This is a genomic window from Desulfobacula toluolica Tol2 (genome assembly GCF_000307105.1).
Classification (GTDB): domain Bacteria; phylum Desulfobacterota; class Desulfobacteria; order Desulfobacterales; family Desulfobacteraceae; genus Desulfobacula; species Desulfobacula toluolica.
Genome location: NC_018645.1, coordinates 3,212,312 through 3,225,588, shown reverse-complemented (window position 1 = coordinate 3,225,588; position 13,277 = coordinate 3,212,312). Strand labels below are relative to the sequence as shown.

The following is a 13,277-nucleotide window of genomic DNA, read 5'->3' as shown; positions in this document are numbered from 1 at the left end:
ATGTTTACATTAAAATCTAAAGTATTTAGGGACAGTGGTAAAATTCCAGAAAAATATGCTGAAAAGAACAGTATTTCCCCGCCAGTATATTGGGAAAACATCCCACAGGGAACTAAAAGTTTTGCTTTGGCGGTCACTGATCCTGATCTACCACAAGAGATTGGATTTCCAAGAGTTTTTGCCCATTGGCTTATTTATAATATTCCTTCTTCCATTAGCGGATTGCTTGAAGGTACTAGTCCAGATGGAGAATTGCCTGACGGGTCAAAAGAATTGAATAGCGATTTTTTTACCTTTAATATACCAGGATATAATAAGGGATACGGCGGGCCATGGCCACCGGATTCCGCTCATAGATATGTGTTTACGCTTTATGCGCTAAAAGAGGAAAAGATCGATATACCAGAATCGGGAGATTATTTTGATTTTGTAAATGCTGTCCTGCCAAATACAATAACAACTGCCGTTTTGATAGGATACTATGGACCTGCAGTGAATCCGCTGCCAAAAGAATAATAGCTGAAACCAAACATTTTGTTTATCAAATTATTTAAGCTGAGGATATGACTATGGCTTCAAAAGTTAAAAAAATGATTTTTGCAACGGATCTATCGATGGGAGCACGTTACGCTTTCAAACATGCAGTGGACATTGCCGTTCATCTGAATGCCGTAATCACCGTTCTGCATGTTATTGAGAATATTCCGAACGAATTAGAATTTGTAGATCTTATTGGTGAAAAAAAATGGAAAGAATTAAGGAAAAAGCGCTACCAGGATGCTAGAGATGTTTTAATTGACAAAAAAACAGAAAGAAGATTAATTGAAAAAACCTTAAAACAATTGTGTACCAACATGCAGAACGAATCCGCTATGCCCTCGGAACTAGTTGAAATTGAAGTGAAGTATGGCGATACAGCGAAGCTAATTATCGATCAAGTGGAAAATGGTAATTGTGATATGATAGTTCTGGCTTATCATTATCGAAATTTAATCAAAGAAGTTTTACCTGGTCAAGTTACAAGGAAAGTGTTGAAACATGCTAAAATACCAATTTTACTAATACCTATTTCTCATGCTGGATAAATTTGGGAAAGCTTTTGAAAAAATTTAGATTTACACCTCAGAAACTGCTTTATAAGGAAAACGTATTCAGGCTATGCACTATCATATTACCCGAAATGCCTAACAGGCAGTACCAATATTTTTAACATATTAATTTTATAATAAAATGGAGATAACACTATGAAAAAAAGAATTGTTATAGGTCTTGCAGGGGCAAGTGGTATTATTTATGGTGTAAAAATGCTTGAATATCTGAGAGAAATGGATTACGAAACTCATCTGATCATTTCTGAAGCTGGAAAACTCAATATCCGGATTGAAACAGATTACAAACCCGAAGATGTAGCAGCCATGGCAGATTTTACATATGACCACAAGAATGTAGCTGCTGCACCAGCGAGCGGTTCTTTTTTGACCGAAGGCATGGTGGTGGTGCCTTGCACGGTAAAAACGCTCTCCGGAATTGCCAATTCCTATACTGAAAATCTTCTGGTTAGAGCAGCGGATGTTTCTCTTAAAGAAAAGCGGAAACTTGTTTTGGTGGTTCGAGAAACTCCACTACATAAGGGGCATTTGAGATTGATGAGCCAAGCGGCTGATGTAGGTGCCCACATTCTTCCCCCTGTCCCATCATTTTATCACATGCCCAAAACTATTGATGATATCATTGATCAAACCATTGGAAAGGTTTTTGATTACATGGGCATCCAACATAATCTTTTCAAACGCTGGGGAGAAAACAGCAGCCGGGGTAAAATTCCCAGTCGCCATCCTCAAAAACCGGTTGTTATAGGAGTCTGAAAGGGTGTTTATGAAGAATATGTTATACTTGTGGATGAAGGAAATCTTATATGGCCCAACTCCTGCTGCGAACATACCGAACCGGGAGAGTCTTATGAGCATGCAGTAATCAGAAGGGATAATGAAATTTGTCGTATTTTTTTCAGGCGATGTCATACCGAATCGGCAAGAGGTTAAGAATATAAGATGGATACAATGGAAAGATTGGTTGAAGGAAACAAGTAACTATCCTTTTAAATACATTCCTTTTTAATTATACTTTTTTTTGTAAGCTTGGGGGGAACCTGTTTACGGCTTAAACTGCAACCCAGAGTTGAAGGGATGGTGGAACGACTATGGTATGGTTGTTGGGGTGATAAAACATATTCATCACCCCAGCACTTTGCCTCTTGTGTCTTTTTTTTCAATTATCTCTGCTACCTTCAAAAAATCTAATTAACTTCTATTTTGGACTTTTGTACTGTTTTCTTATTCGTTAATCGATGCTCATTTTTTTGATCTTTATGTAATACTTATTATCTTAACAGTTTACATGAAAATATAATCATCTAAAATCATAACAAAGCTGGAAAGCCCGTTATTTCAATAAACACCTGAATAAAAAGGGGGTCAATTATGTTTAAAAATATAACAGTAGGAAAAAAAATTACAGCTGAATTTGGCCTTATCTTTTTTCTGCTTTTGATTGTAGGTTTTGAAGGCTATTGGGGGCTTAAGAACTCTTCAGACGGCTTTATGGGATATAGGGAGATGGCAAGACATACCAATCTTGCCGGACGCCTGCAGACAAATATGCTGATATCCCGTATGAATGTTAAAAATTATTTGACTTCAGGCAGCGATGAAGCACTTAAGGCATTTAATGAACGTTGGGAAAAATTGATAGGATTCCAGGCCGAGGTTCAAAAGGAAATTCAGGATCCCAAACGAGCCGCGTTGATTAATGAGATTGAAAGCGTTCTGGTTGACTATCGTAAAGGATTTGATCAAGTTATTAAATATAAAGAACAACGCAATCAACTGGTCAATGATGTTTTGAATGTAAAAGGGCCTTTGATGGAAAAATCTTTGACAAAAATCATGATCTCAGCCAGGGATGATGGTCATATAATTGCAGCTTTCTATGCAGGCATGACCATGAAAAGTCTGCTGTTGGCAAGGCTTTACATGGCAAAATTTTTGGACACTAATGATCATGGTTCTGTCGACAGGGTCCATAAAAAATTTCAGGATATGGATAAAAACATAAAGGTTCTGGATAATGAAATTGATGATCCCAAGCGAAGGGAGCTTTTGTCAGCTGTCAAAGAAATGAAAGGAATATATTTGACAGCATTCGACTCACTGGTCGATACGATTTTCAAAAGAAACGATATCATAGACAATACACTTGACCGAATTGGCCCAGAGGTTTCAAGTAATGCTGAAGAAGTAAAACTTGATATTAAAAAGACTCAGGACATATTAGGCTTTCAACTCATCAAATCAAATTCCAGATCCATAAAGGTGATCAGCATTGTAGCAGGTGCTGCGCTGCTTATTGGCTGCTTATTGGCTTTTTTCATAACACGTTCAGTGACGAAACCATTGAAATTTATAGTTGACGGACTTAATGAGGCAACACACCAGGTGGCATCTGCTGCAGGCCAGGTAGCTTCTTCCAGCCAATTCCTTGCTGAAGGCTCATCTCAACAAGCTACATCCATTGAAGAAACATCACCATTCATGGAAGAGATGGCCTCTATGACAACTAAAAATGCTAAAAATGCTGGTAAGGCAGATAATTTGATGCAAGATGCAAATCAGGTCGTGAAAACCGCCAATAAATCCATGGGAGAGCTTATTGTTTCAATGGATGAAATTTCTAAAGCCAGTGAGGAAACATCTAAAATTATAAAAAGAATTGATGAGATAGCATTTCAGACCAATCTTCTTGCATTGAATGCTGCTGTTGAAGCAGCACGTGCTGGAGAAGCTGGTGCTGGATTTGCTGTTGTAGCCGATGAAGTCAGGAAGCTTGCCATGAGAGCTGCAGACGCTGCAAAAGATACAGCTGAACTGATTGAAAGTACTGTGAAAAAAATTAATGATGGAACAGAAATCGTCTCAGCTACTCACGATGCATTTTTTAAAGTATCTGAAAGCAGTGACAAGGTCGGTGTCATGGTTTCTGAAATTTCAGAAGCTTCTAAAGAACAATCCAGTGGTATTGATCAGGTTAACACAGTTATTATTGAAATGGATAAAGTGGTGCAGCAGAATGCAGCTAATGCAGAAGAGTCAGCCTCTGCCTCAGAGGAAATGAATGCCCAGGCCGAGCAGCTCAAGGTTTATGTTGATGAACTGACCTCAATGGTGAATGGCAAAAATGACCAGCATAATAAATACCCAATAAAATTATCTATAAGTGGAGGAACTGCTGGGGGAGCATGGTCAGCTGTAACAGAAGATATTGCGGAAGTTGTAAGAAAAAAATTGCCGGCGGGCTCTACAGTTTCTACAATTACTGGTACTGATGCAACAAATCCCTTACGAATAAATAAGGGAATTTCTGATTTTGCCATCGGAGTAGCATCCACTGTCCTGAGTGCTTCTAAAGGTGAAAAGCCTTTTAAAGAAACATGCCCCAACATTAGAGCAATCACCAGCCTCTTCGATGAGCCCTTTCAATTTGTTATTCTTAAAAAAACAGGGATAACAAGCTTTGAAGATATCAAGGTAAAACATTTTCCTCTTAAACATTCTCCAAATAAAAATGGGTCGTTTATGGAAATTTTATGCGAGGCTATGTTCAAACTTTACGGTTATGATTATCAAGAAATCAGGAAGTGGAAAGGCAATATTTATTATAACAGCTACAGTCAATCAATAAATTTGTTAAGAGGAGGCACACTATACTCTTTAAGTGGTTGCAGTCCTGTTCCTACCACAAAATTTATGGAACTATCTAGTACTCATGACATAACCATACTTCCTCTGAGTGACGCGATAATTAATTCATTAAACAACAAATATCACACTACAAAAACAATTATTCCATCGAGTGCCTATAAATTTCTTGATACGGATATAAAGACGGTTGCTTCAAGAAATATTTTCATGTGCAGAGCCGATCTCGATGAATCAGTTGTCTACAATATTGTTAAGGCGATCCATGAAAATATTAATTATTTAAAAACTGTTCATGTCGCAATGAAGGATTTAAATCCGAAATTTATGTCAGATACAGGAGGCGTTCAACTACACCCTGGTGCAAAAAAATATTACAGGAAAATAGGAGCGATGGATTAATGCCGTCCAATGAGAGGGTTGTCAAATTTGGTTTTATTGCAGTTTTAAAATTTTATCATCACAGTTGAAAGGAGGTATTTTTATGGAAACCGTTCAGGAATTTGTCGTTCTGGTCGATGAACAGGACCGGCAGATCGGCATCCAGGCCAAACAGGATGTCCATTCCCACAACACCCCCCTGCACAGGGCATTTTCACTGTTTTTGTTCAATCCGGAGAATCGCCTTCTTTTACAACAGCGGGCCCGCATTAAAAAAACCTGGCCTCTGGTGTGGTCCAACTCCTGCTGCGGACATCCCGAACCTGGAGAGTCTTATGAGCATGCAGTAATCAGAAGGGCACGTTTTGAACTTGGGATAAATGTGCAAAAACTGCACAAAATCAGCGACTACCGATATTGTTTTTCAAAAAACGGCATTGTTGAAAATGAAATCTGCCCCATTTTCAGCGGATATTATGACGGCGACGTTCAGCCTAACCAGGAGGAAGTGGAATCCGTAAAATGGATCGACTGGGAAGCATGGGTTGATGAAACAAGGCGCTTTCCCCACCGGTATTCTCCCTGGTGTATTGAAGAAACCGGCATCATGGCTTCAATGGATTCTTTTTGGTCGTTGGGTAAAATTAAACAAATAGGGGAAAATCCCCATAGAAGTCGGCAATGTCAACGAATGTTGGGTGCATTTTACTTTCTTTAGCAGAGCTGCGACGGGACATTTCCAAATTCAGCCACCAATTTATCTGCCAACCTTCCCTGTCACAATAATTCAGGATTTCAAAATTTTGATTTCAGTAGTCTTGTTCGTCTGTAGAAACCCGAACATAGGTGATATGTTTTGCATTTTTTGAGTATATTCCCAGTAAAATTGTAACAAAATAGAGGGCTCATAAATGGCAACACATCTCAAAATTCTATCTCAATACGACATCAAGTCTTTCGAGTTACCACCGGAATTTAACGGAGATGAAAGAAAACGATTTTTTTATTTACCAAAGCCGAGGAGCAGACGATTGTGTTTGATGAAAAGGGCAAAATCAGAATATCCCTTTATAAGGTTTTGCTATTCAAAACAATGGCCTCCGCTATCAAATCAGGTGCTCTAAATTTGCACCATTCCTATAAATATAGGTCATTTTATAGTGGACCCCGAAAACTGGACAATGTGTTAAGATAAAATATAACAGTCCAGAAAGGGGATATTTTGAAACGAAAAAACTACAGTAAAGAATTAAAAAGCAAGGTCGCATTGGCAGCCATAAAAGGAAATCAAACTGTCAATGAGATAGCCTCTGAGTTCGGCATTCATGCTAGTCTTGTAAATCGGTGGAAAAAGGAAGCCATAGAAGCCCTGCCATTGGTTTTTGGCAATAGCAAGGCAAAACAAACCAAAGAAGCCGAAATTGAGCGAGACCGTCTTTATCAAAAGGTTGGTAAACTCCAGGTTGAACTGGATTGGTTAAAAAAAAACACCGGACACCTTTAATGAGTATTGAAGAAAAAAAACAGCGAATTCAATCCAAGCACTCTAAAATCAGTATTCAAAGGCAATGTGAGTTGATAGGACTGCCTCGTTCCAGCTATTACCGTGAAAGCCGGGGGGAACAGGAAACGCCTGAAAATCTTGAGCTAATGAAACTCATTGACATTGAATATACTGATCATCCGTTCTATGGTACCCGCCAAATGCGCAATATTATGAGACGCAAAGGATATAAGATTAACCGAAAACGGGTTCAGCGATTGATGCGGAAAATGGGAATTCAATCCATTGCACCGAAGCCGAATACCAGTAAGGCTCATCCCCAAAATAAAGTGTATCCATATCTTTTGAGAACTTTTGATGTAACCAGATCAAATCAGGTGTGGTCTACGGATATAACCTATATCCCACTTTCTGGTGGTTTCGTTTATTTGACGGCGGTCATGGACTGGCATAGTCGTTATGTCCTCTCTTGGGAACTTTCTATAACCATGGACAAGGAATTTTGTATATCCTCTCTGGAAAGGGCACTGCGATGTCATGGAACCCCCTATATATTCAACACGGATCAAGGATCTCAATACACAAGTCACGAGTTTACAAAAGTATTGAAAGATAAGGACATTAAAATCAGTATGGATGGGAAAGGCCGGTGTATGGACAATATTTTCATAGAACGGCTATGGCGCAGCGTGAAATATGAAGAAATTTATGTAAACGAATTTCAATCCGTTGAGCAGCTGCGCAAGTCCTTGAAAAAATATTTCAATTTTTACAACCATGAACGACCTCACCAGAGTTTTAACGGGCAAACGCCAGCCGAAATATATTATGGTAAAAATCAGTTGAGGTTGGTGGGATGATGAAAACGATGTACCGAAAAACCCGCTCCAGCGGAAACCAACCCCTTCCGACGGGCAGATTTTGGGGTGCCCATTCTCAGGGCCTGGTTTCCACTTCCGCTAGTCGCCGAAGCAAATCTGAACGCCGAACCGTGACACAGAATTACGAACATTTTCAAAATGGAAAATGACGCTTAAATTGAATGAAAAACTGTCTTGACATTGGGGTCCACTATATTTGATGATTATTTGATTCCGCAGAGTGTCTGGAAAGTAAGAAAAAAAGAGCTGCTTCAGCGAGCAGGACTTGAGGGCTTTGAAAGTTTCCAGGAACTGGAACCTGAATTGAAAAAAGCGCTTAAAGCCCAGTACCGGACAACCAATAAAAACATCGATTCCGGAAAAAACCCATACGCAAAAGTTGACGACAAGGGAAAGCTGAAGGTTTCAACACCGAAGGTGGAAAAAGATGTGTCATATACGGTAACCGATCTGTTTCCCAAAAACCGGTTTATTTCCCTTTTTGAAGTACTGACGACGGTCAACCGGCTCTCGAACTTTTCGGACTGTTTCGAGCACTGGCAAATCAAGCATAACCGGGAAAAGCCCGAAGAAAAGACCTTCTTTGCAGGCGTTATGGGTTACGGCTGTAATCTCGGTATCCGCAAAATTGCCAGAATTTCCCGCAACATCAATCAGAACGAACTCGAGAATACCGTGAACTGGTATTTCACCAACGAAAATCTGATTCAGGCAAACGATCGAATACTGAAACTAAGTGAGAGACTTCAACTCCTGAGCCTTTTTAAAAAAGAAAGTGCCAAAACCGGGTCAACCCCTTTTTTCTGGAGATTTTTAGCTCGTAATGGTTATTGCCTTAATATACTTGACTTGCCTTCAATTTTTTAAATGATTCAAATATTTCCATTGGTGTCCTGTGTTTTAATGATCCATCCCCAATCCACCACCAAAAAAATAAAAAACCCCGTTGCGCTTGATGGATCAAGCAGATAGTGTATTTGTGCGACCAAAAAACTATCATCAACGGGGTGAAACAAACTATGACACAAGGCGTGCTACCATTCAAGTATGAAGAAGAAAAATCTCAAACCGGCATTACAGCTTTGGCAAGCTTGCCGGTCTATCTTGACCTGGCCAAGGTAATCGGATTATCCAAGTCCATTCAAAAGCATTTAAAGATAAGAGAGAATTCCCAGGGCTGGACCGATCCCCAAATGGTTTTGTCGCTGGTGCTACTCAATCTTGCCGGCGGTGATTGCGTTGAAGATTTAAAAATACTGGAGGCGGATGAGGGCTTTTGCGAAATACTGCGTAAATCTGAAATGCAAGGTCTAAAACGTAAAGTACGCAGAGCCCTGGAACGGAGGTGGCGCAAAGAGAAAAAACGTTCTGTTCCATCACCATCTGCGGCTTTCAGATATCTATCCGAATTCCATGACACTGAACAGGAAAAAACCCGTGACCAGACAAAGATAAAGGCATTCATTCCCAGACCCAATGATCATTTAAAGGGTCTGGTACAAATAAACAAAGATATGTGTGCCGGCCTTAACACGGTGAATCCGAAAAAAACGGCCACATTGGATATGGATGCCACCCTGATTGAATCCAGCAAACAGAATGCCCGTTATTGCTATAAAGGATTCAAATCCTATCAGCCGTTGAATACCTGGTGGTATGAGCAGGGTGTCATCCTGCATACAGAATTTCGTGACGGTAATGTTCCCGCCGGCTTTGAGCAATTAAGGGTTTTCAAAAAATCCTTGGACTGCCTTCCGGAAAATGTGGAAAAAATAAAACTTAGATCAGATACGGCAGGATACCAGCACGACCTTTTAAAATACTGTGAGACAGGCGAAAGTGAGCGTTTCGGCAGAATTGAATTTGCAATAGGGTGCGACGTAACCCGATCATTCAAAATTGCTGTGGCTCAAGTCCCTGATTCTGAGTGGCAACCAATTTATAAAGATAAGAATGGCAAACGGATGAAGACCGGCAGTGAGTGGGCGGAAGTTTGTTTTGTTCCCAATGAGCTGTGCCACAGTAAAAATGCACCTGAATACAGGTATCTTGCCAAACGGCAACTTCTTGAGGAACAATCGCCTTTACCCGGCATGGAAGATCCAAAGCTTCCCCTTCCTTTTCCCACCATGCAAATGGTGGAAAAAAGATATAAGGTCTTTGGCGTTGTGACCAATATAGGCTATGAGGAAATGAACGGAGAAGACCTGATTCATTGGCTTCATGAACGATGCGGCAAAAGTGAAGAGGTTCATGCGGTGATGAAAGACGACTTGGCCGGAGGAAAACTGCCGTCTGCAGATTTTGGAGAGAATGCAGCGTGGTGGTGGATCATGATATTGGCCCTGAATCTAAATGTGATGATGAAAAAATTAGCATTGGATCCGTCCATGGAAGCTACACGGATGAAACGGATCCGGTTCTCGATCATAAATATCCCGGGCAGGATAATCAAACGTTCCCGCAATCTGTTTTTGCGTTTATCCAAAGGCCACCCATCATATGTGGTTCTAGTCGAGGCACGCAAACGGATTGCAATGCTCAACGGTGTTTGGGAGCCTTCAGGATAAAATTTATGGTAGAGATACCCCTTAAAATTGGTTTCTTCCGGCTACCCATGGGATAGGTGCGCCTAAAAAAGGCCCGAGCCAGGGGCATACAAGGGCCTGAATCCAAAAACGGATGAGCCCCACCGAAATCAGCTCCCGCCAAGAAAAAAATCTTCCCGAATTTCCTTTGGACGGGTATTTACAAAATCAGGCGGTGGATTTGGGAAAACGGTATCAGTTGACTAAAGCAGCTTGGTTGTAATAATAATTACTATTTTGCGGTAAGAATCTTATGTCGTGGTAAGGGCCATAACCTCATGGGATAATTTTTTTCTGATAAAAGGAGAGTATACAAAAAGCTGTTTGACAAGTTGGAAAGATTAATAAGGATAATGAAAATTACGATGGGGTGAATTAAATGGCTGCATTATCCAGTATAGTGGACCCCGAAAACTGGACAATGTGTTAAGATAAAATATAACAGTCCAGAAAGGGGATATTTTGAAACGAAAAAACTACAGTAAAGAATTAAAAAGCAAGGTCGCATTGGCAGCCATAAAAGGAAATCAAACTGTCAATGAGATAGCCTCTGAGTTCGGCATTCATGCTAGTCTTGTAAATCGGTGGAAAAAGGAAGCCATAGAAGCCCTGCCATTGGTTTTTGGCAATAGCAAGGCAAAACAAACCAAAGAAGCCGAAATTGAGCGAGACCGTCTTTATCAAAAGGTTGGTAAACTCCAGGTTGAACTGGATTGGTTAAAAAAAAACACCGGACACCTTTAATGAGTATTGAAGAAAAAAAACAGCGAATTCAATCCAAGCACTCTAAAATCAGTATTCAAAGGCAATGTGAGTTGATAGGACTGCCTCGTTCCAGCTATTACCGTGAAAGCCGGGGGGAACAGGAAACGCCTGAAAATCTTGAGCTAATGAAACTCATTGACATTGAATATACTGATCATCCGTTCTATGGTACCCGCCAAATGCGCAATATTATGAGACGCAAAGGATATAAGATTAACCGAAAACGGGTTCAGCGATTGATGCGGAAAATGGGAATTCAATCCATTGCACCGAAGCCGAATACCAGTAAGGCTCATCCCCAAAATAAAGTGTATCCATATCTTTTGAGAACTTTTGATGTAACCAGATCAAATCAGGTGTGGTCTACGGATATAACCTATATCCCACTTTCTGGTGGTTTCGTTTATTTGACGGCGGTCATGGACTGGCATAGTCGTTATGTCCTCTCTTGGGAACTTTCTATAACCATGGACAAGGAATTTTGTATATCCTCTCTGGAAAGGGCACTGCGATGTCATGGAACCCCCTATATATTCAACACGGATCAAGGATCTCAATACACAAGTCACGAGTTTACAAAAGTATTGAAAGATAAGGACATTAAAATCAGTATGGATGGGAAAGGCCGGTGTATGGACAATATTTTCATAGAACGGCTATGGCGCAGCGTGAAATATGAAGAAATTTATGTAAACGAATTTCAATCCGTTGAGCAGCTGCGCAAGTCCTTGAAAAAATATTTCAATTTTTACAACCATGAACGACCTCACCAGAGTTTTAACGGGCAAACGCCAGCCGAAATATATTATGGTAAAAATCAGTTGAGGTTGGTGGGATGATGAAAACGATGTACCGAAAAACCCGCTCCAGCGGAAACCAACCCCTTCCGACGGGCAGATTTTGGGGTGCCCATTCTCAGGGCCTGGTTTCCACTTCCGCTAGTCGCCGAAGCAAATCTGAACGCCGAACCGTGACACAGAATTACGAACATTTTCAAAATGGAAAATGACGCTTAAATTGAATGAAAAACTGTCTTGACATTGGGGTCCACTATACAGCAATATCTCAATAATTGTGTTGAGATTAATTATTTTTCACCAAATCAGCCAGGAGGAATTTACAAAATGCTTAACTTACATCAACTAAGATGCTTTTATGAAGTTGCTAAAAATCTTAATTTTTCTCGTGCAGCAGATAATTTGTTTATAAGCCAGCCAGCTGTTTCAGCGCAAATAAAACTTTTTGAGGAATCTTTTAATCTAAAGGTTTTCAGCAGAGTCAAAGGAGAGATCCACCTTACTGAAGAGGGAGAAAAAATATTCACATATGCTTCAAGAATATTTGAACTGGAGCGACAATTAGAAAATAAAATTAACGGGATCCATAAATTTAAGAAGATTTCCCTTCGCATAGGCACTACAAAAACATATGCACGATTTCTGATGCCCATTATATTAAAACCATTTTTAGACGCCTTTCCTGAAGTAACAATAGATTTAGATGAAGGAAGTTCATTAAATATAAGCAACAGCTTGATAAATTTTAGAAATTCACTGACCATTATAAGCAAAGTTGAGGAAAATTCCGATCTGATCTTCAGACCACTTATGTTTGAAAAGGTTGTTTTAATAGCATCTCCTACCCATCCTTTATCCAAAAAAACAGGAATTCTTTTAAAAGAAATTGAAAATTGGCCAATCATAATGAAAGAATCCGGTTCGGGTACATATAAAATTGTAATGAAGAGTATTTCCAAAAATGGTTTAAACTTAAATATCTTTGCTAAAACAAGTAACATGGACTTTATAAAGGAACATGTAAAAAATGGACAAATAATCTCATTTGTTGTAAAAGCCTCAGTTAAAAAGGAAATTGACGAGGGTTCATTAATAGTTATTCCCATTAAAAATCACAAATTTTTGTTAGATATTTATATCGTTTACCTGCGAAATTACGAACTTCCACAGGCTTCAAAAATATTTTTAGAGCACATTGATGAATACATTCAGCCATGGCTTGAGGACAATAGTATAGTGGACCCCAATGTCAAGACAGTTTTTCATTCAATTTAAGCGTCATTTTCCATTTTTGGGAGTGTTCATAATTCTGTGTCATGGCTCAGCTCTCCGATTTGCTTCGGTGACTAGCGGAAGTGGAAGCCAGGCCCTGAGAATGGGCACCCCAAAATCTGCCCGTCGGAGTGTGACCGGCATGGTCATAAACTTGTTGGTGAAAGTCCAGCTACAGCCCTGAAAGGAGGGAATGTATAGACAACGGCAAGGGTGCCCGAAGAAACTTTCCGGATCTGCCCGAAGAGGGAACAACCGGTGATGGAAAGCCAATGAGGGATCTGAAGGAAGCCTGCGTCAAATTTGTCACCCAAACTTGGTGTGAACCTCCGGTA

General features: G+C 39.9%; 7 protein-coding genes and 4 pseudogenes. All 11 read left to right on the top strand.

Annotated features, from left to right (window positions below; translation table 11 throughout):
• The 11 genes and pseudogenes from TOL2_RS14705 (at position 1) to TOL2_RS14650 (ending at position 12,945) form a co-directional block, all read left to right on the top strand.
• Positions 1-516: a YbhB/YbcL family Raf kinase inhibitor-like protein gene (locus TOL2_RS14705; protein ID WP_014958136.1), complete on the top strand. Its 516-nt coding sequence runs from the start codon at positions 1-3 to the stop codon at positions 514-516.
• 53 nt (positions 517-569) lie between these two features.
• A complete protein-coding gene (locus TOL2_RS14700) occupies positions 570-1,085 on the top strand; it encodes a universal stress protein (RefSeq protein WP_014958135.1) in 516 nt (171 codons plus the stop codon).
• Between the two features lie 159 nt (positions 1,086-1,244).
• The gene (locus TOL2_RS14695) at positions 1,245-1,865 is read left to right on the top strand and encodes a UbiX family flavin prenyltransferase (RefSeq protein ID WP_014958134.1); all 621 of its coding nucleotides are present in this window, start codon (positions 1,245-1,247) and stop codon (positions 1,863-1,865) included.
• A 615-nt stretch (positions 1,866-2,480) separates the two neighbouring features.
• Positions 2,481-2,903, top strand: a pseudogene (locus TOL2_RS26065) (CHASE3 domain-containing protein); the annotation flags it as partial.
• Between the two features lie 450 nt (positions 2,904-3,353).
• Positions 3,354-5,156: pseudogene (locus tag TOL2_RS25795) on the top strand (TAXI family TRAP transporter solute-binding subunit); the annotation flags it as partial.
• 82 nt (positions 5,157-5,238) lie between these two features.
• Complete coding sequence (idi, locus tag TOL2_RS14685; protein ID WP_014958149.1) at positions 5,239-5,853, top strand: isopentenyl-diphosphate Delta-isomerase; 615 nt, start codon at positions 5,239-5,241, stop codon at positions 5,851-5,853.
• Positions 5,854-6,333: 480 nt separating this feature from the next.
• Positions 6,334-7,499 (top strand): annotated as a pseudogene (locus TOL2_RS14675) (IS3 family transposase).
• Positions 7,500-7,727: 228 nt separating this feature from the next.
• Positions 7,728-8,387 carry a Tn3 family transposase gene (locus TOL2_RS14670; protein ID WP_232507946.1) on the top strand — a complete coding sequence of 220 codons (660 nt, stop codon included), beginning with the start codon at positions 7,728-7,730 and terminating at the stop codon, positions 8,385-8,387.
• Between the two features lie 152 nt (positions 8,388-8,539).
• Entirely contained in the window at positions 8,540-10,090 is a 1,551-nt protein-coding gene (locus TOL2_RS14665) for an IS1380 family transposase (protein ID WP_041279548.1), read from the top strand.
• 456 nt (positions 10,091-10,546) lie between these two features.
• Positions 10,547-11,712, top strand: a pseudogene (locus tag TOL2_RS14655) (IS3 family transposase).
• A 285-nt stretch (positions 11,713-11,997) separates the two neighbouring features.
• Positions 11,998-12,945, top strand: a complete 948-nt coding sequence (locus TOL2_RS14650) for a LysR family transcriptional regulator (protein WP_014958146.1) — start codon at positions 11,998-12,000, stop codon at positions 12,943-12,945.
• The last annotated feature ends 332 nt before the right edge of the window (positions 12,946-13,277 follow it).

Bases quoted from the DNA above. Each gene is read 5' to 3' on its own strand.
- TOL2_RS14700 (WP_014958135.1), top strand. From the start codon at position 570: ATGGCTTCAAAAGTTAAAAAAATGATTTTTGCAACGGATCTATCGATG.
- TOL2_RS14705 (WP_014958136.1), top strand. From the start codon at position 1: ATGTTTACATTAAAATCTAAAGTATTTAGGGACAGTGGTAAAATTCCA.
- TOL2_RS14665 (WP_041279548.1), top strand. From the start codon at position 8,540: ATGACACAAGGCGTGCTACCATTCAAGTATGAAGAAGAAAAATCTCAA.
- idi (WP_014958149.1), top strand. From the start codon at position 5,239: ATGGAAACCGTTCAGGAATTTGTCGTTCTGGTCGATGAACAGGACCGG.
- TOL2_RS14650 (WP_014958146.1), top strand. From the start codon at position 11,998: ATGCTTAACTTACATCAACTAAGATGCTTTTATGAAGTTGCTAAAAAT.
- TOL2_RS14695 (WP_014958134.1), top strand. From the start codon at position 1,245: ATGAAAAAAAGAATTGTTATAGGTCTTGCAGGGGCAAGTGGTATTATT.